A 20,144-nucleotide genomic window follows, 5' to 3' on the forward strand; every position below is an offset into this window, starting at 1 on the left:
GTGCCCGCCGTGGACCGAGACGGCCGAACCGGTGCCGGTTCCACCGGGCGGGGGCGGTGGTCAGCGGGGAGTGGGGACGGTGGGGTGTACGCGGACCACCACGGCGGTGGCGTTGTCGTCGCCGCCCTCGGCCAGGGTGGCGGAGAGCAGCGCGCCGACGGTCTGCGCCGGGTCCCGCCGTGCGGCCAGCAGGTCGCGTAGCCGGTGGTAGCCGAGCTGGTCGCTCACCCCGTCGGTGCAGAGCAGCCAGGTGTCACCCGTGCGCAGGGGGACGGCCAGCACGTCCGGCTCGGGCTTGTCCGGGTGGCCGACGTAGCGCAGCAGTTGGTAGCGGGCCCGGGCCGCCTCCGGTGAGGTCGCCGGCCACCAGCCGTGCAACACGCCGAGCCATGCCATGGTGTGGTCGACCGTCATCAGTTCCAGCAGCCCGTCGCGCAGCCGGTACGCCCGCGAGTCGCCGAGCTGGACCAGCCAGCCCTGCCCGCCGTCCGGCTCCGCGACCAGGGCGGTCAGCGTGCAGCCGGTCAGCCCGGCCAGCGCCGCCCCGGCCTGGCGTACCCGGAGTTGGGTCTCGGCGGTGGCGGCGCGCAGCTCGCGGGCGTCGACGGCCGGCCAGCCGGCGCGGACCTGCGCCACGAAGGTGTTCACGGCGGTGGTGCCGGCGACCCGGCTGCCCTCCCCGTCACCCATGCCGTCGGCGACCACGGCGAGCGGCAGCTCGGGGTCGACGTGCAGCACGTCGAAGTTCTCCGGATAGCGATGCCCCACCACGCTGCCGCCAGCGATCTCCAGGCTGAGCCGCCCGCCGGCCAGCCGGTGGGCGGCGTCGACGGGGCGGTCCGAGGAGTGGCGGCGGAACACCACCGGACGGTAACACCGGCCGAGGTGCGCGACCGGCGGGTCGCCGTCGTGTCGGGTCGGTCAACCCGCGGTTGTCAACCAGGGTTGACAACGCCCGGCTGTCAACCTATGTTGACATCATGAGTCAGGCGACGGAACTCGCGGCGGCCGCCGGCAGCACCGACCCGAGGGTCGGCCTCCGGGCGGTCCTCGCCCTGCGCCGACTGCTCGAGCGGCTGGAGGTGGTCCAGGTGGACAACGCCCGACGCCAGGGTTGGTCCTGGCAGGAGATCGCCGACGCGCTCGAGGTCAGCCGGCAGGCGGTCCACAAGAAGCACGCCGGGCGACCGGCGGTCCGAGGAAGCTGGGAGGCGTGATGTTCGAACGGTTCACCGACCGGGCCCGGGCGGTGGTGCAGCACGCGGTCGACGAGGCCCGCAGCGAGGGCCGGCGTCCGGTCGGCACCGAGCACCTGCTGCTCGGCGTGCTCGCCGACGGCGACAATCTGGCCGTCCGGGTGCTGACCGAGCAGGGCATCCGGGCCGAGGCGCTGCGCGCCGCGGTGGCCCGGCATCTCGCCTCCGGTGTCGACGGTCTCGGCACGGCCGACGCCGCGGCGCTGCGGGAGATCGGCATCGACCTGGCGGCGATCGTCGCGCGGATCGAAGAGTCCTTCGGCCCCGACGCGCTGCGCGAGGCGGAGCCCACCCCGCGCCGCCGCTGGGGCCGCCGCCACGATGGCGGCCGGTTCTCACCCCGGGCGAAGAAGGCCCTCGAACTCTCCCTGCGCGAGGCGCTCCGGCTGCGTCACCACCACATCGGAACGGAACACATCCTGCTCGGCCTGCTCCGGGAGGGCAACGGCCCGGCCGCGCAGGTGCTCGCCGAGGCCGGCGCCGACCTCGACGACCTGCGCCGCCGGGTGGAGGCGGCGCTGCGTACGGCGGCCTGACGGCCCGCTCGCCGCCGTCGCCGGCGTTCAAACCTGTTTGCGGTCTATGCGACATCGGTCGCCGTCGAGTCGCTGACCCCGTGCGGCTGCTGCACACTGGCGCCGTGAACGGTGGACACGACAAGCGCCCGGTGCCGGAGGTCAACCCGGCACCGCGCTCGGCGGTGGTGGTCAACCCGGTGAAGGTGACCGACCTCGACGGGTTCCGCCGGACCGTGAACGACGCCCTCGCCGCAGCCGGCTGGCCGGAGCCGGCCTGGTACGAGACCACGGCCGAGGACCCGGGCCACGGCCAGACCCGCGCGGCGGTGCGATCCGGCGCCGAGGTCGTCCTCGCCTGCGGAGGCGACGGCACGGTTCGCGCCTGCCTCACCGCGCTCGCCGGCACCGACGTGGCGCTCGCCGTGCTGCCCCAGGGCACCGGCAACCTGCTCGCCGCCAACCTGGGCCTCTCCAACGACCTGGCCGCCGGGCTGGAGGTCGCCGTCGAGCGCGGGCTGCGGCGCATCGACGTCGGCGTCGTCGGCGACCGGTGCTTCGCCGTGATGGCCGGAATGGGCTTCGACGCGCAGCTGCTCGACGCCACCTCCGAGCGGACCAAGAAACACCTCGGCTGGCCGGCGTACCTGGTGGGCGCGCTGCGGCACCTGCGGGACCGGCCGATGCGGGTCACCATCCGGATCGACGACCGGCCGCCGCTGCGCCGGCGGGCCCGCTCGGTCCTGGTCGCCAACGTCGGCCGGCTCCAGGGCGGCGTACGGCTGCTCACCGACGCCGAACCCGACGACGGCTGGCTCGACGTCGCGGTGCTCACCCCCCGTACGCTCGGCCACTGGCTGGCGATGGCGTGGGCGGTGCTGCGCCGGCGCGGCACCGTGCCCCGGATGGAGCTGTTCCGGGCGCGGCAGGTCGAGATCACCAGCAACCGGGACCAGCCCCGCGAGCTCGACGGGGACCTGATCGAGCCGGGCCGGTCACTGACCGCCGAGGTCCGGCCCGGCTCGCTGTGGATGTGCGTACCGCGGCCGGAGCGCCACCCCGACCTGTCGGTGGACGCCGACGCCGCGGCCGAGCGCGGTGAGCGCCTGGTCGAGGGGGCCCGCCGTGAGTAGCACCACCCCGGTCCCCGAGACCCGGCTCATGGCGGCCGACGAGCTCTGCGCCGAGGACGCCTGGCACACCCTGCGCCGCCACGGCTGGCGCCTGCTGCGGGACGCCCTCGTCCGGTTCCGCTACGGCGACGGCTTCAGCCACTCCCGGGCGTTGGCGTTGCAGCTCTGCCTGGCCGTGGTGCCGTTCCTGATCGCGCTCACCGGACTGATCTCCCATCTGGGCGTCGACGCTGGCGGCGAGGTGGTCGCCGACACCGTGCTCGCGCTCACCCCCGGCCAGAGCGAATCCGTCGTGCGGCAACTGCTCGCCGACGGCAGGCACACCGAACGCGTCGGCGAACTGGCGCTGTTCCTCGGCCTGCTGACCGGGCTGGTCGCGCTGACCACCACCATGGCCCAGATCGAGCGGGGCGCGAACCGCATCTACGGCGTCGAGCGGGATCGGCCCTTCCTGGCCAAGTACGTCCGCGCCGCCGTGCTCGCGGTGACCGCCGGCGTACCCGCGCTGACCGGGTTCCTGATCCTGGTCGGCGGGCGGGCGATGGGCGACTCGGTGCAGCGGCACCACGCCTGGGGTGGCTTCGCCGACGCCGGGTGGGACGTGATCCGCTGGCCGCTCAGCCTCGGGTTGACCGTGCTGGCCGTGGCGGTGCTGTTCCGGCACGCGCCCCGGCGTCACCAGCCCGGACTGTCCTGGCTGTTCTTCGGCGCCGGGATCGCCACCGCGCTCTGGTGGCTGGCGAGCCTGTTGCTCGCGGCGTACGTCAAGTACAGCGGTGGGTTCGGGCAGACGTACGGCCCACTGACCGGCATGATGGCCCTGCTGATCTGGGCCAACCTGACCGGGACGGCGCTCTTCGGCGGGCTGGCCTTCGCCGCCCAGCTCGAGGCTACGCGGATCGGCGTGGCGGAGCCGGCCCAGCCCGACCTCTGGGAGCCGGAGTCCGAGCCGTCCTCGACACCGGCGCGATGACCGCTCCCGGGCCGACAACGTGTACGTGACGCGCGAATCGGGTACAGCGCGCCTCGCGACCGACAAGGGAGGTGCGGGGTGACCGCGGTCAAGGAGGCCATCCGCCGGCCCATCGGCCATTTCGCCGGGCGCAGCCTCGCGGGGCTGGTCGCCGTCGCCGGCGCGGGCGTCGGGTTCGGCGTGCTGCTGATGCTCGTCCGGTTCCACTGGGAGCCGCTCTACCACGCCGACCACGAGGTGGCGGAGTGGTTCAACGCGCTGGTGGCGCCGCACCACCCCCTGGTCACCGTGCTCCAGGCGATCACCGACCTGGGCGGACGGCCGGTGCTGATCTGGCTGGTCACCATCGCGGTGCTGGGCCTGCTCATCCGCCGTCAGGGGCGGCTCGCGGTCTACCTGATCATCACCGGGGTCGGCGGGCTGATCCTCGACCCGTCCCTGAAGGCGCTGGTCGGGCGCCTCCGCCCGGTCGTCGACGTGCCGATCACCCACGCACCCGGCAACAGCTTCCCCAGCGGACACGCGCTCGGCTCGTTTGTCGCGTACGGGGCGTTGCTGCTGGTCTTCCTGCCGGCCATGGCGCCGCGGTGGCGCCGGCCGGCCATCGCCCTGGCCGGCCTGCTGGTGTTCCTGGTCGGGCTGACCCGGATCGCGCTGGGCGTGCACTTCGTCTCCGACGTGCTCGGCGGCTGGCTGCTCGGGGTGGCGTGGCTCGGCGTCACCGCGTACGCCTTCCGGCTGTGGCGGCGTGAGCGCGGCCGGCCGGTGCCGCCGATCGGCGAGGGCCTGGAGCCGGAGGCGGGGAAGGAGATCAGCCCCGCGTCGGACGAGGAGCACGTGCTGGAGCACCCCCGCTCGTCCCTCGCCGAGCTGCTGGTCGGCTGGGTGCTCGTCTTCGGCGTCCTCTACGCCTTCGGCATGTACGTCAGCCATCACGCCGGAGGCACGTTTCTCGACACCCTCGACACCGCGGTGCCGCGGTGGTTCGCGGCCCGGCGTACCGACTCGCTGAACGACCTGAGCTGGTGGTGGAGCAAGTTCGGCGACACCCACGCCATCCTGCTGGTCTCGCTGGTGTTCTGCCCGCTGGTACTGGCCGTCTGGAAGCGCTGGCGGCCGGTGCTCTTCGTGGTGCTGGCGATGTTCGGCGAGCTGAGCCTCTTCCTCGTCTCCGCCCGGGTGGTCGACCGCCCGCGCCCGCCGGTGACGAACCTGGACGGCCACCTGCCGACCTCGTCCTTCCCGTCCGGGCACATCGCGGCCACCATCTGCCTGTGGAGCGCGATGGCGATCATCGTGTTCGCCCGGACCGACCGCTGGTGGCGGTGGCTCTTCGTGGCCATGGTCGTGATCATGCCGGTCGGGGTGGCCACCTCCCGGATGTACCGGGGCATGCACCACCCGACCGATTTCATGGGCGCGATCCTGCTCGGCACCCTCTGGATCGGGCTGCTCTGCTGGGTGGTCCGCCCCAATGCCGACGTCCGGCAGGGCAACCGCCCGGCCATCGAGTCGGAGCAGGTGCACGAGCTGGACGACGAGCTGGCCAGGGCCGGCCGGGAGGACTGAGCGAACGCCGATGCTGCGCGTGATGACCTGGAACATCCTGACCGGCGGACGGGACCGCGACGGGACGGACCGGTGGGACCGGATCGTTGCGGTCGTCGCCGCGCAGCGCCCCGACGTGCTGGCCCTGCAGGAACTGCGCGGCCTCGACCGCGACGGCCGGATGAAGGAGCTGGCCGGCCGGTTGGGCATGACGCCGCACCTGGCCCGCTCCTGGCTCGGGCAGCCGGTCGCGGTGCTGGTCCGCGCGCCGCTGCGGGTGCTCCGCTCCGGCCGGGTGCGCCGCCCGTTCCACCACGCCACCGCCCAGGTGCAGGTGGCCACCGGGGCAGGCCCGCTGACCGTGTTCAGCACCCACCTGAATCCGCACTCGGGTGGGCGGCGGCGGATGGAGGCGGACTGGCTGGCGGTGGCGGTCCGGGCGGTACGGGGGGCGGCTGGCCCTGCTCGCCGGGGACCTGAACACCCTCGACCCGAACGTCGACCACACCGCGCGGCTGGCCGGCCTGCCCACCCTCTACCGGCGGCGGCACCTGCGTCGGGACGGTCGTACCGTCGACACCCGCGCGGTGTCCCGCCTGCTCGACGCCGGCCTGGTCGACCTCTGGCGGTATGCCGGTGGCGGCGAGCCCGACGGCGGCGGCGACCGTGAGGCGACCGTGCCGACCCGGCACGGCGGGGCGGAGTTCGCCCCGATGCGCCTGGACTACCTGCTCGCCACCCCGGAGCTGGCCGCCCTGACCGACGCCGTCCGGGTGGTCCGGGGCGGCGACGCGGACAACGCCTCCGACCACTGGCCGGTGCTGGCCGACCTGGCGTTGCCGCCGGCCTGAGCCGGCAGGCGGCGCCGCCGGCGTTGCCACTGCTCAGGATGCCGCAAGGCGCGGTGTCTCGGCCCGGGGAGACCGCGACCTGCCGCAACCCGAGTCGATCAAGGCGTGGGTCGGGCGCGGGTGACTCAGCGGAACAGGTTCACCAGGACCGTCAGCACCACCGAGGCGAGGACCGAGAAAAGGATCATCAGGAGGCAGCCGAGGCCGCCCCCGACCGGACGGATCTCGGTGTTTCCGATACGCATGGACTCACCCTGCCAGGCGGGCGGGTCACAGCGCGCGCAGCCGGGGGAGCAGCTCCTCCTGCGCCCAGTCCAGGAACATCGGCTGGCCGCCACCACCGACCTGGACGAGCGCCACGTGGGTGAACCCGGCGTCGACGAACTTCTTGAACGCCTCGACGTGCCGGTCCACGTCCGGCCCGCAGGGAATCCCCTCGGCCGCGTCCTCCTCGCGCACGAACTGGGTGGCCCCGGCGAACGCGGCCGGGTCGGGCAGGTTGGCGTTGACCTTCCAGCCCAGGCCGAACCAGCGGAACTGGTCGTGCACGATCTTGCGGCACTCGGCCTCGTCCGGGCCGTAGCAGATCGCCACCTGCCCGTAGCGCGGGCGGCCCGCACCGCCGGCCTCCTCGTACATCGTGATGAGGTGGGGCAGCGGTTCGGTGGCGATCAGGCCGTCGGCGTACTCGGCGGCGAGGGTGGCCGACTGCCGACCGGAAGCGGCGACGGCCATCGGCACCGGACGTCCGGGCCGATCCCAGACGTACGCGTCGGGGACGTCGAAGTGGTTGCCGGAGAAGGTCAGCGTCTCGCCGTTGAGCAGCGGCCGGATGATCTGAAGCGCCTCCTCGAACATCTCGTGTCGCTGCTCCACGTGCGGCCAGCCGCCGACCACGTGCTCGTTCAGGTTCTCCCCGGCGCCCAGGCCGAGGGTGAACCGGCCGTCCGAGAGCACCCCGAGCGTGCTGGCCTTCTGCGCCACCACGGCCGGGTGGTAACGGCGGATCGGGCAGGTCACGAAGGACATCAACCCGACCCGGTCGGTGGCGTGGGCGACCGCGCCGAGCACCGACCAGGCGTACGGCGAGTGGCCCTGCGAGTCGAGCCACGGGTAGTAGTGGTCGGACATGACGAGTTGGTCGAAGCCGGCCGCCTCGGCGCGTACGGCGTGGTCGATCAGTTCCTTCGGACCGGACTGCTCGCACATGAGGGTGTAGCCGACGCTGACCATGGCGCATCTCCTTCCCGGGCGGATCGTCCCCGGATACCCCGCCGCGCGGAGGCCAACCCTGTGTCCCCTTCCGGCCCGGGACACCTTGACGCTGAGCGGGATGCTGCCTACAGTCCGGCCTTAACCGGTTCAGGCCGGGTGGCGCAGTGTCCTGTGGTGGGGATGGCCGCCCTTGTGACGGCTCACGGCGACGTGAGCCGTCACGGGCCGCCGCACTGAGGGGCCGATCAACTTAACCGGTTGCCTTACGCGTTCCATCGCCCTACGCTGATGCCTGCGTCCGCTGGGAGCCGGGCGGCGGCTGTCGGGCTCAGCCGCTTGTCATCACCACCGCACCCCGATCTGGGCACGGGGAGACCTCCCTGAGGACACGTATGAAGAAGATGCTCTCCGTCGCGGGCGTCGCCCTGCTGACGGTTCTCGCCGCCGTCTTCGCCTTCGGGCAGCCGGCGCACGCCGCCGCCGGATTCTCCGTCTCGAACGGCAAGCTCTACGACGCCAACGGCACCGAGTTCATCATGCGCGGGGTCAGTCACGCGCACACCTGGTACGCGCAGCAGACCAGCTCGTTCGCCAACATCAAGGCCCTCGGCGCGAACAGCGTGCGGGTGGTGCTGTCCAGCGGCGACCGCTGGACCAAGAACGACGCCGCCGACGTCGCCAACGTCATCGCGCTCTGCAAGACCAACCGGCTGATCTGCGTCCTGGAGGTGCACGACACTACCGGTTACGGCGAGCAGAGCGGCGCGATCACCCTGGACCGGGCGGTCACCTACTGGCTGAGCATCGCCAGCGCGTTGCAGGGCCAGGAGAAGTACGTCATCGTCAACATCGGCAACGAGCCGTACGGCAACCAGGGCTACAGCACCTGGGCGACCGACACCGCCAACGCGATCAAGCGGCTGCGCGCCGGTGGGCTCACCCACACCATCATGGTGGACGGCCCGAACTGGGGTCAGGACTGGTCCTTCACCATGCGCGACAACGCCGCCACCGTCTTCAACGCCGACCCGCAGAAGAACACCGTCTTCTCGATCCACATGTACGGCGTCTTCGACACCGCAGCCGAGGTCACCGACTACCTGGGCCGGTTCCGCACCGCCAAGCTGCCCATCGTGGTCGGCGAGTTCGGGAACATGCACTCGGACGGCGACCCCGACGAGGACACCATCATGTCCTACAGCCAGGCCAACGGGATCGGCTACCTGGGCTGGTCGTGGAGCGGCAACGGGGGCGGCGTCGAATACCTCGACATGGTCACCAACTTCAACCCGAGCAGCCTGACCAGCTGGGGCCAGCGGATCTTCAACGGGGCCAACGGCATCAAGCAGACCGCCAGGGAGGCGTCGGTCTTCTCCGGCAGCACCCCGCCGCCGACCACCGCCCCGCCCACGACCGCCCCGCCGACGACCGCCCCGCCGACGACCGCGCCGCCCACCACGGCTCCGCCGACCAGCCCGCCCCCGGGCAACGGTGGCTGCACGGCCAGCTACGCGATCACCAACTCGTGGCAGGGCGGCTTCCAGGCCGAGGTCAAGGTGACCGCCGGCTCGTCGGCGATCAACGGCTGGACGGTGAAGTGGACCTACGCCAACGGCCAGACGGTCAGCCAGTTCTGGAACGCGACGATCACCAACAGCGGCTCGACGTACACCGCCCGCAACGTCGACTACAACGGCCGGCTCGGCGCCGGCGCCAGCACCACCTTCGGTTTCCTCGGCAGCGCGAGCAGCACCAACACCGCCCCGGCGGTGACCTGCACCGCGAGCTGACCCACCGGTGGCCGGGTCCGCACGGGCCCGGCCACCCCGCCGAAGCGGCCGGGGGAGGGGTGCTGTCCCGCCACCCCGCCGATCTGAAGTGGATCAGCCCTGGGCCAGCCGCGCGGCCCGCATCCGCAGGTAACGCTGCTCGGGAAGGCTCGTGGTCAGGCCGGCCGCCGCCCGGTAGTGGTCGACCGCCCGCTCACGGTCGCCGGCCATCTCGTACAGGTGGGCCCGGGCCGCGTCGAGGCGGTGGTGCCCGGCCAACCGGGGGTCGGCGTCCAGGGCGGCGAGGGCGGCCAGCCCGGCGGCCGGTCCGTGCACCATCGCGGTGGCCACCGCGCGGTTGAGCGACACCACCGGGTTCCCGGAGAGGCGCTCCAGCACCTGGTAGAGGGCGAGGATCTGCGGCCAGTCGGTCTGCGCGGCGGTGGCCGCCTCGTCGTGCAGCGCGGCGACGGCGGCCTGGAGCTGGTACGGCCCGACCGGTCCCCGGGACATCGCCCGGGTGACCAGCGCGGTCCCCTCGGCGATCGCCGTCGCGTCCCACCGGCCCCGGTCCTGGTCGGCCAGCGAGACCAGCTCGCCGGAGGGGCCGGTCCGGGCGGCGGCGCGGGCCTCGGTGAGCAGCATCAGGGCGAGCAGCCCGGCCACCTCACTGTCGTCGGGCAGCAGCGCGTGCATCCCCCGGGTCAGCCGGATCGCCTCCTCGGACAGGTCCACCCGGCGCAGGTCCGCGCCGAGGCTGGCCGTGTGCCCCTCGGTGAAGATCAGGTAGAGCACGTGCAGCACCGTGGCGAGCCGGCTCTCCCGTTCGCCCTCGTCGGGCATCCGGAACGGCAGCCCCGAGGTGCGGATGCGCTGCTTGGCGCGGCTGATCCGCTGCGCCATGGTGGCCTCGGGCACGAGGAAGGCGCGGGCGATCTCGGCGGTGCTCAGGCCGCCGACCGCCCGCAGGGTCAGCGCGATCGCCGACGCCGTCGACAGCGTCGGGTGGCAGCAGAGGAAGAGCAGGATCAGGGTGTCGTCCCGGTCCGTGACCAGCGGCTCGTCCGCGGCCGGCGCGGTCCACCGCTGGTCGCCCTCCCGCCGGGCGGCGCGGTCCTCCCGCTCACGTCGGGCGACCTCGGCCCGGACCAGCTCGATCATCCGGCGGTACGCGACCTGGATGAGCCAGCCACGCGGGTTGTCCGGCAGCCCGTCGGCCGGCCATCGGGTAGCCGCGACCAGCAGCGCCTCCTGCACCGCGTCCTCGGCGGTGGCGAAGTCACCGAACCGGCGGGCGAGCACGCCGAGGACCTGCGGCGCCAGCTCGCGCAGCAGGTCCTCGACGGTCCGGTCGAGGGCGGCCAGCGGTCAGATCTCCTGCGGCGGCGCGGACATGACCGGGTGCACCTCGATCGGCATGTTCAGCGGTCGCCCGCCGGGCCCCGGCGCGGTGGAGATGTGCGCGGCGATCTCGGCCGCCCGCTCCGGCGTCTCGCAGTCCACGATCCACCAGCCGGCGAGGAACTCCTTGGTCTCCGCGAACGGCCCCTCGGTGACCACCGGGGCGCCGCCCTCGCCCGCCCGGACGATCCGGGCCTGCTGCGGCCCGGCCAGCCCCTCCGCCTGGACCAGTTCCCCGTCGGCGGTGAGCTTCGCGTTGACCTCCCGCATGAACCGGATGTGCGCCTGGAACTCCTCCGGCGTCCAGGTGTCGATCGACGGGAAGTCGGTCGTGGCGGCGCTGAACTGCATCAAGAGCATGTACTTCACGATTCGCTCCTCACGGCTGCGCACCGATTCTCGGTGCTCCCATCCCCGGGTAGAAGCCGCCACCCCGGTTCTCGACATCCCCGCCGGAGGAATTTGGGACGAGCGCGCCGCACCGGGACCGAACCTCAGCGGAAAGCGGAGGGTTCCCGCAGGTCGGAGACGTGCGGGAACCCTCCCGTCGATGTTCGGCCGGGCCCGGTTCACCCAGGGTCGCCACGCGACGACCAGCGGTCGAGGAGTGGGTCAGCCGGCTCGGCAGGACACCGTCGGCCAGGTCCAGTTGCCGTTGTGCTGGATGGTGATCCCGAAGTTGTTGCCGCTGCCGTTGGGCCCGGCGACCAGCGTCTGGGAGTTGGGCCAGCTGGCGTTGATGTTCCAGGTGGCGATGACCTTCGCCGGGGAGGGGATATTCATCGTGACGGTCCAGGTGTTGGCGCCGGACACCGAGACGTTGAGGTTGTAGCGGTCGCTCCACTGCTGGCCGGCCGAGAGCGTCGCGGTGCAGCTACCGCCACCGCTGCCGTCGGGGGCCACGGCGCGGCCGGTCTGCGGGGAGATCATGCCGGCGCACAGGCCGCGACTGGCCAGATTCTGCGCGATACGCGGGATCGCCGCGAGCGTGTTGGCGGGCCAGTCGTGCATGAGGATGACCTGGCCGTTGGTGAGCCGGGCGTTGGCCTGCACGATCGCGTCGACGCTGGCGCCGTTCCAGTCCTGCGAGTCGACGTCCCAGATGATCTCGGTCAGGCCGTACTTGGCCTCCACCGACTTCAGGGTCGAGTTGGTCTCGCCGTACGGCGGGCGGAACAACTTCGGTGTGCCGCCACCCGCGTTGGCGATGGCCTGCTGGGTACGGGAGAGCTCGGAGTCGATCTGCGTCTGGCTCTGCTGGACCAGGTGCGGGTGGGTGTAGCTGTGGTTGCCGACCCACATGCCGGCGTCGACCTGGGCCCGGACCAGGGCCGGGTTTGCGGCCGCGTTCTGGCCCGTGTTGAACATCGTGGCCCGCAGCCCGTTCTGTCTGAGCGCGTTGAGCAGGGCGGAGGTGTTGCCGGACGGGCCGTCGTCGAAGGTGAGCCCGACGTACCCGTTGCAGGCGGCGGCCTGGGCCGGGGCGGCGGTGACGGCGAGGGAGATGGCGACGCTGCTCGCCGCGACCAGCGCGGCGGCGGCGAAGCCCGCGATCAGGGATCGCTTCGGTGGCTTTCGTGAGGTTCGCATACGGGGTGCGCCTCCTCCTGGCGGGGGCTGGCGGGGACGGGCGACGTGATACGACCCCCGACGGGGTTGCGACTGGTGGTGGTTGACCCGAAGGCCGGGTCGCCGGGCGATCCGTATCGACTGATATCGAGGCCTCTCGATGGCGACAGTATTGGTCCAGCCGTGTCGCGAAGTCAAGAACTTCCGGAAGTAGCGCGGCGATCTCTCCCGAGGAAGCCGTGGTTCTGGAGCCAGGAGGCGAGCCGGTGGCTCCGAAAATATTTCGGCACCATTCCGGTCGGCCGGGTGGCCCTCACTCGACGGCGGTCGCCTCCAGCAGCAACGCCTGCTCCGGGTGCAGCGCGGGCACCTGCACCCCCACCCGCCCCAGCACGCCCCCGCCGAGGGTCACCCCGTCGGCCGAGGCCAGCCAGCCGGGCGGGGCCAGCTCCAGCAGCGCCGGTTCCGGCACCCCGGCCGGCGGGCGCACCCGGTAGCGGCGGGACGGGTCGAGCCCCGGCAGGCGTACCGGGCCGGGCACCTGCGCCACCGACGTGGCCAGCCGCGAGACCGCGTACACCGCTCGGGACCGGTCGTGGGCGACCACGCCGTGTGCCTGCACGGCCGGGTCCGGGTGGTCGACCCGGACCACCCGGCCGGCGTGCAGCAGCGGACGCAGCCGCTTGTGCAGCGCGACCCAGGCGGCGAGTTCGGCGCGTTCGAGCGCGTTGATCGCGCTGATGTCCCACTCGATGCCGTGGTGGCCGAAGAGCGCGGTGACCGCCCGGAAACCCAGGTCGTGCACCCGGTTGGTGGTGTGCGAGCGGTCCGGCCCGAGGTGGGTGCCGATCAGCTCGGGCGGGAGCAGCAGCCCGGTCCAGCGCTGGATCGACAGACGTTCCAGGGCGTCGTTGCAGTCGCTGGCCCAGACCCGGTCGGTGCGGCGCAGGATCTCCAGGTCGACCCGTGCCCCGCCGGACGAGCAGCTCTCGATCTCGACGTGCGGATGCCGGGCGCGCAGCTCGTCGAGCAGCCGGTAGGCCGCCACGGTCTGCGCGTGCACCCCGGGCCGGCCGGCGTGCCCGGCCTCGGTGAGGTCCCGGTTGTGGTCCCACTTCAGGTACGCGATGCCGTCGTGCCCGCCGAGTAGCGCGTCCAGCCGGCCCAGCACGTGGGCGTACGCGTCGGGGTGGGCGAGGTCGAGCACCTGCTGGTGCCGCCACTCCGGGGGCAGCCGGCCGGGTGCCTGGAGCACCCAGTCCGGGTGGGCCCGGAACAGGTCCGAGTCGGGGTTGACCATCTCCGGCTCGACCCAGAGCCCGAACTGCATCCCGTGGCCGCGTACGTGGTCGATGAGCGGTTGCAGCCCGTCCGGCCAGACGTCGTCGTCGACCCACCAGTCGCCCAGCCCGGCCCGGTCGTGCCGGCGGCCCCGGAACCAGCCGTCGTCGAGTACGAAGCGTTCCACGCCCACCTCGGCGGCCCGGTCGGCGAGCCCGGTCAGCCGGTCCAGGTCGTGGTCGAAGTAGACCGCCTCCCAGACGTTCAGCGTCACCGGGCGAGGGGTGCGCGGGTGACCCGGGCGGGCCCGCAGGTGGCGGTGCAGCACGTCGCTGAGCCCGTCCAGCCCGTCGGCGGAGTGCACCGCGTAGAGCAGGGGAGTGGCGTACTCGGCACCGGGGGCGAGCCGGATCTCGCCGGGGGCGAGCAGTTCACCGCCGCCGAGGGTGGACTCGCCGGTCGGTCGACGTTCGGCCACCGTGACGTGGTCGCCGCTCCACGCGGTGTGCACCGCCCACACCTCGCCGTGCCCGAAGCCGAACCCGGGTGTGCCGGCCACCAGCAGCAGCGTGGCGTCGTGGCCGGTACGGCCGTGCCGGCCCTCGCGTACCCAGGCACCCATCGGCCACGGGTGCCGTTGCGGGGCGCGTTCGCGGCACCAGCGGCCGGTGAGGTCGAGCAGTTCGGTGGCGACCGCCGGTACCGGCAGCACCGGGGTCAGCTCCCGCACCTCGTACGGCCGGTCGCCGTCGTTGCGCAGCCGGTGCCGCAGCGTCAGCAGCCCGGTCGGGTCCATCGTGATCTCAACGGTCAGCGACAACCCCGCGCCGACGTCCACCCCCCGTACGGTGGCAAGGACGGGCCCCCCGTTAACGCCTGGTGCGGGTAAAGGGGCCCCTCCTAACACGTCCTGCCCGCCCGGGGCGGCGTCGTCGGCGATGTCGAGGCCGGTGAGGCGGAAGGCCGTCGACCAGTCCCGGCCGTCGCGGTGGCCGGACAGGCCCGGTCGGCCGCTCCAGCCGGCGCTCGCCTCGGGCAGCAGGGACAGCACGGTGGGTGCGTCGAAGCTGCTCGGTACCACCGGCGGGATGGTGGCGTCGACCAGGGCGGGCAGGTCGTCGGCGGGCAGCGGGCCGAGGTCGGCGCCCCAGTGCACGACCCGGGGCAGCCCCGGGCCGCGCGCGTCGAGCACCAGGCTGGTCCGGCCGCGGCGCAGGTGGAGGATCGTCATCCCTTGCTGGCTCCCAGGGTCAGGCCCCGGACGAACTGCTTCTGCAACAGGAAGAAGATCACCAGGGTGGGGATCGCGACCAGCACCGAGCCGGCCGAGACGAGGTTGTTGTCGGTGAAGAACTCGCCGCGCAGGTTGTTCAGCGAACTGGTCACCGGGAACTTGTCGCCGCTGCGCATCAGCACGGTGGCCCAGAAGAACTCGTTGTAGATCCAGGTCACCTCAAGGGTGGCGAGGGCGGCCAGGGCCGGCCGGCACAGCGGCATGGTGACCTGCCAGTACTGCCGCCAGACACTCGCCCCGTCGACCATCGCCGCCTCGTACAGCTCGTGCGGCAGGGCCTTCATGTAGTTGCTCAGCACGAAGACGCAGAAGCCGCACTGGAAAGCGACGTTGACCAGGATCAGCCCCCAGTAGCTGTCGTAGAGCAACTCCGAGTCGCTCAGCCAGGCCGGCAGCGGGATCTGGGTGAACATCCGGAACAGCGGGATCAGCAGGGCCTGCTGCGGCAGCAGGTTCGCCGCGGTGAACAGCCCGAGCAGGACGAGGTTGACCCGCCAGCTGAACCGGGCGATCACGAACGCCACGCAGGAGGCGAGGAAGAGGGTCAGCAGCACCGCCGGGACGGTGATGTAGACGGAGTTAAGGAAGTGTTTGCCGAACTCGGCGGTCCGCCAGGCGGTGACGTAGTTGTCGAGGGTCCAGCCGCCGAGTGAGACGTAACCGTGGGCGGCGGTGTACTGGTACGAACGCAGCGACGTCAGCACCGCCCAGAGGATCGGGAAGAGCCAGCCGACCGCCACCGTACCCAGGAAGAGGTGCAGGACCAGCCGGGCGGGCCGCAGCGGTCGGCGGCGCCCGCGTGGCGCGGCGGCTGTGGGCTCGCGGGTCGGCATCCCGGTCATCGCCGGCCCTCCCGCATCACGGTGGCCAGGTAGACGGTGATGAAGACCAGGGAGACGACCAGCATGATGGTCGCCAGCGCGGAGCCGAAGCCGATCCGGCTCGCCTCGCCCACCACGTTCGCGGTGACCAGCGCGGAGAGCAGTTCGAGGCCGTTGCGGCCCTTGTTGATGACCCAGACCAGGTCGAACGCGCGCAGCGACTCGATCACCGTCACCACCAGCACGATGATGTTGATCGGCCGCATCACCGGGAAGACGACCCGGAAGAAGGTGCTGGTCTCCGAGGAGCCGTCCACCGCGGCGGCCTCGCGCAGCGACGGGTCGACGCCCTTCAGGCCGGCCAGGTAGAGCAGCATGATGTAGCCGACGTGCCGCCAGCCGGCGGCGACGAGCACCGCCCAGATGTTGACGTGCGGGTCGCCGTACCAGTCGACCTGGCTGCCCAGTACGGCGTTGAGCAGGCCCTGGTCACGGCTGTAGATGAGCTGCCAGATGAACCCGATCAGCGCCAGGGAGAGCACCACCGGCAGGTAGAGCGCGGTCTGGTAGAACCGGCTGCCGCGCAGTTCCTTGTCGAGCAGCACGGCGAGGAACATCCCGAACGGGGTGGCCACCACGAACAGGGCGGCCAGCCAGAGCAGGTTGTTCTGGATCGCCGGCACGAACGGCGGGTAGATGTGCACCATGTCGTCGTAGTTCTGCCACCCGACCCAGTCGATTTCGCCGAGCGGGCCGATGCCGTCCCAGTTCGTGCCGGAGAGCAGCACGGTGGCCAGCGCCGGCAGCCAGACCAGGCCGACCACCAGCAGCAGGGGTATCAGCACCATCAGCGTGATCACCACGCGGTCGGTGCGGGACAGGAGCCGTAACCGGCGGCGGCGACCACCCGGGGAGGTGGTCGCGGCCGGCGCTGGTACGGCGTGATCCGCTTGGACCAGGGGCAGGTCGGACATGGTGTCCTCCCCCTTTCCGCCGTCAGCTGGTGAAGATCGACTTCTTCTGGTTCTCGATGCTGGTCAGCAGCCCGCCGATGTCCTTCGGGTCCTTGATGAACTGCTGGAACGCCGGGATGATCACCGTGGAGGCGAAGTCCGGCCGGGTGTCCCGGTCGAGGAACTGGGCGATCTCGGTGGCCGAGCCGACCAGTTCGGCGGCCTTCTTCTTCAGCGCGGTGTAGCCGCTGGTGTCCCCGCCGGAATTGGCGACCAGCGTGCCGGGGTCGCCCTTCACCATGATGTTCGCGGCGTCGACGCTGCCGATGAATTCGAGCAGCTTCTTGGCGTTCGCCTCGGACTTCGGCTTGCGGGCCATCATGTAGCCGTCGATGGGCGCGTCCAGGGCCTTGGCCCCGATGGTCGAGTCGATCTCGGGAAAGGTGAAGAAGTCGATGTCGTCCTGCTCGTCGTCGTTGAACTGTTGGGCGACGAAGAGGCCGAGCAGGTACATGCCGCTCTTCTTCTGCTGCAACGACTGGGCGGCCTCCTGCCAGGTCCGGCCCAGCGCGTCCGGCTGGTGCAGCGGCAGCAGCCCGGCCCAGGTGTCGAAGACCTTCCGCACCTTGTCGGAGGTCCACGCCTCCTTGCCGGCCATCAGGTCGACGTGGAACTGGTAGCCGTTGATCCGCAGGTTGAGGATGTCGAAGGTGCCCATGGCCGGCCAGCCGTCCTTGTCGGCGAAGGCGATCGGGTTGAGGCCGTCCTTCTTCATCTGCGCGCCGAGCGCGTTCAGGTCGTCGAGCGTGTTCGGCACCTGGTAGCCGTGCTGCTGCCAGACCGACTTGCGGTAGAAGACCGCCCACGGGTAGTACGACGCCGGCACGAAGTACTGCTTCCCGTCGTCCCCGGTGGACGCCTTCTTGAACGCGTCGGAGAATCCGGAGAGCTTGCCCCAGACGTCGCTGACGTCGCCGGCCAGCCCCTTGGCCGCGAAGAACCGCATCCGGTAGCCGGCGAACCAGGTGAACACGTCGTCCGGCTTGCCCTGCAGGTAGTTGTTGATGTTCTCCTGGAACGTGTTGTGGTCGACGGTGTTGATGTTGGCCTGAATCCCGGACGAGCTCTGGAAGGCGGCCGTCAGCTTGGCGAGGACGTCCTTCGGCGTCGGGTCCGAGGCGTTCGAGCCGACCGACACGGTCTTGGTGTCCGAACCGGAGCCGGAGTCGGAGCCGCAGCCGGCGAGCAGTCCCGTGCCGAGCAGCGCGCCCGCGCCGGCCGTCCCGGCGAGCAGCGAGCGGCGGTGGAGGCCGGCGACGGACGGGGGTACGAGTCGGGCGAGGTACTCGGCTTGCGATCGAGGACGGGACATCGTGCGCTCCTGCGTGATCGGCGGGCAGAGACAGTTCCACCGTGAATCCACATGTCCGAACACAAACAGCCGGTGGCGGTTGAAGCTACCCCCTGGTTTCGCGCTGTCAAGGGGTTGGCCTGAATCTCTGTCGATGTTGGAAAGTGTTGACTTGGGTGTGCTTCGGGGGCACCCTCTGCTGTCATGCGGAACTGGCAGGGAGCGGGCATCTGGTACGGCGCCGACTACAACCCGGAACAGTGGCCCGAGGAGACCTGGGCCGAGGACGTCACGCTGATGCGCCGGGCCGGGGTCAACCTGGTCTCGGTCGGGATCTTCTCCTGGGCCCTGCTGGAGCCTGCCCCCGGGCGCTACGAGTTCGGCTGGCTGGACCGGGTACTGGACCTGCTGCACGACGGCGGGATCAGCGTGGACCTGGCCACCGCCACCGCCAGCCCGCCGCCCTGGTTGGCCCACCGGCACCCCGAGACGCTGCCCCGCCGCGCCGACGGCACGCTCCTGTGGCCGGGCGGGCGGCAGGCGTACTGCCCCAGCTCGCCGATCTTCCGGGAGCGTTCGCTGGCCCTGGTCGAGGCCGTCGCCGGCCGGTACGCCGACCACCCGGCCGTGGTCATGTGGCACGTCTCCAACGAACTCGGCTGCCACAACGTGCACTGCTACTGCGACGTCAGCGCCGAGGCGTTCCGCCGCTGGCTGCGCTCCCGCTACGGCGACCTGGACGCGCTGAACGCCGCCTGGGGCACCGCGTTCTGGAGCCAGCGCTACCACGACTGGGCAGAAATCAACCCGCCGCGTACCGCCCCGACCTTCGCCAATCCCACCCAGCAGTTGGACTTCCTGCGCTTCTCCTCTGAGGAGCAGCGTGCCCAACTGCGTGCCGAGCGGGAACTGCTGATCCGGCTCGCCCCGCAGCCGGTCACCACGAACTTCATGATCGGCACGGGTGTGAAGCACCTGGACTACCACTCCTGGGCGTCCGACGTGGATGTGGTCGCCAACGACCACTACCTGATCGCCGCCCACCCGCGCCCGCACGTCGACCTGGCGTTCGCCGCCGACCACACCCGGGGCGTCGCCGGCGGCGGACCGTGGCTGCTGATGGAGCATTCCACCAGCGCGGTCAACTGGCAGCCGCGCAACGTCGCCAAGACCCCCGGCCAGCTACGCCGCAACAGCCTCGGGCACGTGGCGCGCGGCGCCGACGGGGTGCTGTTCTTCCAGTGGCGGGCCTCCCGGGCGGGCGCGGAGAAGTTCCACTCCGCGCTGGTCCCGCACGCCGGACCGGAGAGCAAGGTGTTCCGCGAGGTGTGCCGGCTCGGCGCCGACCTGGCGGCCCTCGCCGAGGTACGCGGCAGCCGGGTCGAGGCCGACGTCGCGATCCTGTTCGACTACGAGGCGTGGTGGGGCGTCGAGTTGGACTCCCATCCCAGCGTCGACGTCACGTACGTCGACCGGCTCGCCGCCCTGCACGGGGTGCTCTGGCGGGCCGGGGTCACCGCCGACGTGGTGCACCCGTCGACCGACCTGTCCCCGTACCGGCTGGTCCTGGTGCCCACCCTCTACCTGGTCCGCGACGCCGACGCGGCGGCCCTGCGGCGGTACGTCGAGGCCGGCGGGACCGCGCTGGTCACGTACTTCAGCGGCATCGTCGACGAGCACGACCACATCCGGCTCGGCGGCTACCCGGGCGCGTTCCGTGACCTGCTCGGGGTGCGGACCGAGGAGTTCTTTCCGCTGCGCGCCGGCGAGCGGGTACGCCTCGACGACGGATCGGGCGCGGACGTGTGGACCGAGTGGCTGCACGCCGAGGGCGCGGAGGTGCTCGCCGCGTACGCCGACGGGCCGCTGCCCGGTGTGCCGGCGCTGACCCGGCACGCCGTCGGCGCCGGCGCCGCCTGGTACGTCGGCACCCGGCTCGACGAGGCCGGCACCGACCGCCTGGTGGCCCGGCTGCTGGCCGAGTCCGGGGCCCGGCCGCCGGTGCCCGCTCCCGAGGGGGTGGAGGTGGTCCGGCGGCGCGGCAACGACCGGAGCTGGCTGTTCGTCATCAACCACGGCGACGCCGAGGCCCGGCTGGCCGTCACCGGCACCGAGCTGCTGAACGGTGGCGGGTGCGCCGGCGAACTGGTCGTGCCGGCCGGTGAGGTGGCGGTGGTCCGCGAGGAGACCGGATCGGCCGAGGCGGCCTGACCA

17 protein-coding genes and 2 pseudogenes are annotated in these 20,144 nt (G+C 71.9%); 10 read left to right on the plus strand and 9 right to left on the minus strand.

Going from position 1 to position 20,144, the window contains the following annotated elements:
* Positions 1-60 precede the first annotated feature (60 nt).
* Positions 61-861 carry a PP2C family protein-serine/threonine phosphatase gene (locus GA0070604_RS08160; RefSeq protein WP_091126969.1) on the minus strand — a complete coding sequence of 267 codons (801 nt, stop codon included), beginning with the start codon at positions 859-861 and terminating at the stop codon, positions 61-63.
* A gap of 119 nt (positions 862-980) precedes the next feature.
* On the opposite strand from GA0070604_RS08160, the gene GA0070604_RS08165 reads away from it, so the two are divergent.
* From GA0070604_RS08165 to GA0070604_RS34115, 8 genes and pseudogenes are all read left to right on the plus strand, one after another.
* The gene (locus GA0070604_RS08165) at positions 981-1,217 is read left to right on the plus strand and encodes an HTH domain-containing protein (RefSeq protein WP_091116773.1); all 237 of its coding nucleotides are present in this window, start codon (positions 981-983) and stop codon (positions 1,215-1,217) included.
* Positions 1,217-1,420 (plus strand): annotated as a pseudogene (locus tag GA0070604_RS34450) (Clp protease N-terminal domain-containing protein); the annotation flags it as partial. The gene GA0070604_RS08165 and the pseudogene GA0070604_RS34450, both read left to right, overlap by 1 nt.
* A gap of 168 nt (positions 1,421-1,588) precedes the next feature.
* Positions 1,589-1,777: pseudogene (locus GA0070604_RS34455) on the plus strand (Clp protease N-terminal domain-containing protein); the annotation flags it as partial.
* Between the two features lie 119 nt (positions 1,778-1,896).
* Positions 1,897-2,904 (plus strand): diacylglycerol/lipid kinase family protein, encoded by a 1,008-nt coding sequence (locus tag GA0070604_RS08175; RefSeq protein WP_091126970.1) that lies wholly within the window; start codon positions 1,897-1,899, stop codon positions 2,902-2,904.
* A complete protein-coding gene (locus GA0070604_RS08180) occupies positions 2,897-3,877 on the plus strand; it encodes a YihY/virulence factor BrkB family protein (protein ID WP_167363410.1) in 981 nt (326 codons plus the stop codon). Before GA0070604_RS08175 ends, GA0070604_RS08180 begins: the two co-directional genes overlap by 8 nt.
* A gap of 78 nt (positions 3,878-3,955) precedes the next feature.
* Entirely contained in the window at positions 3,956-5,446 is a 1,491-nt protein-coding gene (locus tag GA0070604_RS08185) for a phosphatase PAP2 family protein (protein WP_091116780.1), read from the plus strand.
* A gap of 22 nt (positions 5,447-5,468) precedes the next feature.
* Positions 5,469-6,095, plus strand: a complete 627-nt coding sequence (locus tag GA0070604_RS34110) for an endonuclease/exonuclease/phosphatase family protein (RefSeq protein WP_341845334.1) — start codon at positions 5,469-5,471, stop codon at positions 6,093-6,095.
* A gap of 7 nt (positions 6,096-6,102) precedes the next feature.
* Positions 6,103-6,276 carry an endonuclease/exonuclease/phosphatase family protein gene (locus GA0070604_RS34115; protein WP_341845335.1) on the plus strand — a complete coding sequence of 58 codons (174 nt, stop codon included), beginning with the start codon at positions 6,103-6,105 and terminating at the stop codon, positions 6,274-6,276.
* A 270-nt stretch (positions 6,277-6,546) separates the two neighbouring features.
* On the opposite strand, the gene GA0070604_RS08195 is transcribed toward GA0070604_RS34115, so the two are convergent.
* Complete coding sequence (locus GA0070604_RS08195; RefSeq protein ID WP_091116784.1) at positions 6,547-7,509, minus strand: TIGR03557 family F420-dependent LLM class oxidoreductase; 963 nt, start codon at positions 7,507-7,509, stop codon at positions 6,547-6,549.
* A 374-nt stretch (positions 7,510-7,883) separates the two neighbouring features.
* On the opposite strand from GA0070604_RS08195, the gene GA0070604_RS08200 reads away from it, so the two are divergent.
* Positions 7,884-9,281 carry a cellulase family glycosylhydrolase gene (locus GA0070604_RS08200; protein WP_091116787.1) on the plus strand — a complete coding sequence of 466 codons (1,398 nt, stop codon included), beginning with the start codon at positions 7,884-7,886 and terminating at the stop codon, positions 9,279-9,281.
* Between the two features lie 93 nt (positions 9,282-9,374).
* On the opposite strand, the gene GA0070604_RS08205 is transcribed toward GA0070604_RS08200, so the two are convergent.
* The 7 genes from GA0070604_RS08205 to GA0070604_RS08235 form a co-directional block, all read right to left on the minus strand.
* Positions 9,375-10,562, minus strand: coding sequence for an RNA polymerase sigma factor (locus GA0070604_RS08205; RefSeq protein WP_244161784.1), 1,188 nt, complete (start codon positions 10,560-10,562; stop codon positions 9,375-9,377).
* 66 nt (positions 10,563-10,628) lie between these two features.
* Positions 10,629-11,021: a YciI family protein gene (locus tag GA0070604_RS08210; RefSeq protein WP_208602241.1), complete on the minus strand. Its 393-nt coding sequence runs from the start codon at positions 11,019-11,021 to the stop codon at positions 10,629-10,631.
* 252 nt (positions 11,022-11,273) lie between these two features.
* Positions 11,274-12,251: a polysaccharide deacetylase family protein gene (locus GA0070604_RS08215; RefSeq protein WP_091116797.1), complete on the minus strand. Its 978-nt coding sequence runs from the start codon at positions 12,249-12,251 to the stop codon at positions 11,274-11,276.
* Positions 12,252-12,543: 292 nt separating this feature from the next.
* Positions 12,544-14,742, minus strand: a complete 2,199-nt coding sequence (locus GA0070604_RS08220; RefSeq protein ID WP_091116801.1) for an alpha-galactosidase — start codon at positions 14,740-14,742, stop codon at positions 12,544-12,546.
* The gene (locus tag GA0070604_RS08225; RefSeq protein WP_244161785.1) at positions 14,739-15,647 is read right to left on the minus strand and encodes a carbohydrate ABC transporter permease; all 909 of its coding nucleotides are present in this window, start codon (positions 15,645-15,647) and stop codon (positions 14,739-14,741) included. Before GA0070604_RS08225 ends, GA0070604_RS08220 begins: the two co-directional genes overlap by 4 nt.
* Positions 15,644-16,600: a carbohydrate ABC transporter permease gene (locus tag GA0070604_RS08230; RefSeq protein WP_091116805.1), complete on the minus strand. Its 957-nt coding sequence runs from the start codon at positions 16,598-16,600 to the stop codon at positions 15,644-15,646. Before GA0070604_RS08230 ends, GA0070604_RS08225 begins: the two co-directional genes overlap by 4 nt.
* A gap of 22 nt (positions 16,601-16,622) precedes the next feature.
* Positions 16,623-17,951 carry an ABC transporter substrate-binding protein gene (locus GA0070604_RS08235; protein WP_091116808.1) on the minus strand — a complete coding sequence of 443 codons (1,329 nt, stop codon included), beginning with the start codon at positions 17,949-17,951 and terminating at the stop codon, positions 16,623-16,625.
* Between the two features lie 183 nt (positions 17,952-18,134).
* Between GA0070604_RS08235 and GA0070604_RS08240 the strand changes: the two genes are divergently transcribed.
* Positions 18,135-20,141 carry a beta-galactosidase gene (locus tag GA0070604_RS08240; protein ID WP_091116812.1) on the plus strand — a complete coding sequence of 669 codons (2,007 nt, stop codon included), beginning with the start codon at positions 18,135-18,137 and terminating at the stop codon, positions 20,139-20,141.
* Positions 20,142-20,144 lie beyond the last annotated feature (3 nt).

This window comes from Micromonospora eburnea (assembly GCF_900090225.1).
Lineage (GTDB): Bacteria > Actinomycetota > Actinomycetes > Mycobacteriales > Micromonosporaceae > Micromonospora > Micromonospora eburnea.

Bases quoted from the DNA above. Each gene is read 5' to 3' on its own strand.
- GA0070604_RS08215 (WP_091116797.1), bottom strand. From the start codon at position 12,251: ATGCGAACCTCACGAAAGCCACCGAAGCGATCCCTGATCGCGGGCTTC.
- GA0070604_RS08230 (WP_091116805.1), bottom strand. From the start codon at position 16,600: ATGTCCGACCTGCCCCTGGTCCAAGCGGATCACGCCGTACCAGCGCCG.
- GA0070604_RS08200 (WP_091116787.1), top strand. From the start codon at position 7,884: ATGAAGAAGATGCTCTCCGTCGCGGGCGTCGCCCTGCTGACGGTTCTC.
- GA0070604_RS08210 (WP_208602241.1), bottom strand. From the start codon at position 11,021: ATGCTCTTGATGCAGTTCAGCGCCGCCACGACCGACTTCCCGTCGATC.
- GA0070604_RS08240 (WP_091116812.1), top strand. From the start codon at position 18,135: ATGCGGAACTGGCAGGGAGCGGGCATCTGGTACGGCGCCGACTACAAC.
- GA0070604_RS08165 (WP_091116773.1), top strand. From the start codon at position 981: ATGAGTCAGGCGACGGAACTCGCGGCGGCCGCCGGCAGCACCGACCCG.
- GA0070604_RS34110 (WP_341845334.1), top strand. From the start codon at position 5,469: ATGACCTGGAACATCCTGACCGGCGGACGGGACCGCGACGGGACGGAC.
- GA0070604_RS08195 (WP_091116784.1), bottom strand. From the start codon at position 7,509: ATGGTCAGCGTCGGCTACACCCTCATGTGCGAGCAGTCCGGTCCGAAG.
- GA0070604_RS08235 (WP_091116808.1), bottom strand. From the start codon at position 17,951: ATGTCCCGTCCTCGATCGCAAGCCGAGTACCTCGCCCGACTCGTACCC.
- GA0070604_RS08220 (WP_091116801.1), bottom strand. From the start codon at position 14,742: ATGACGATCCTCCACCTGCGCCGCGGCCGGACCAGCCTGGTGCTCGAC.
- GA0070604_RS08225 (WP_244161785.1), bottom strand. From the start codon at position 15,647: ATGACCGGGATGCCGACCCGCGAGCCCACAGCCGCCGCGCCACGCGGG.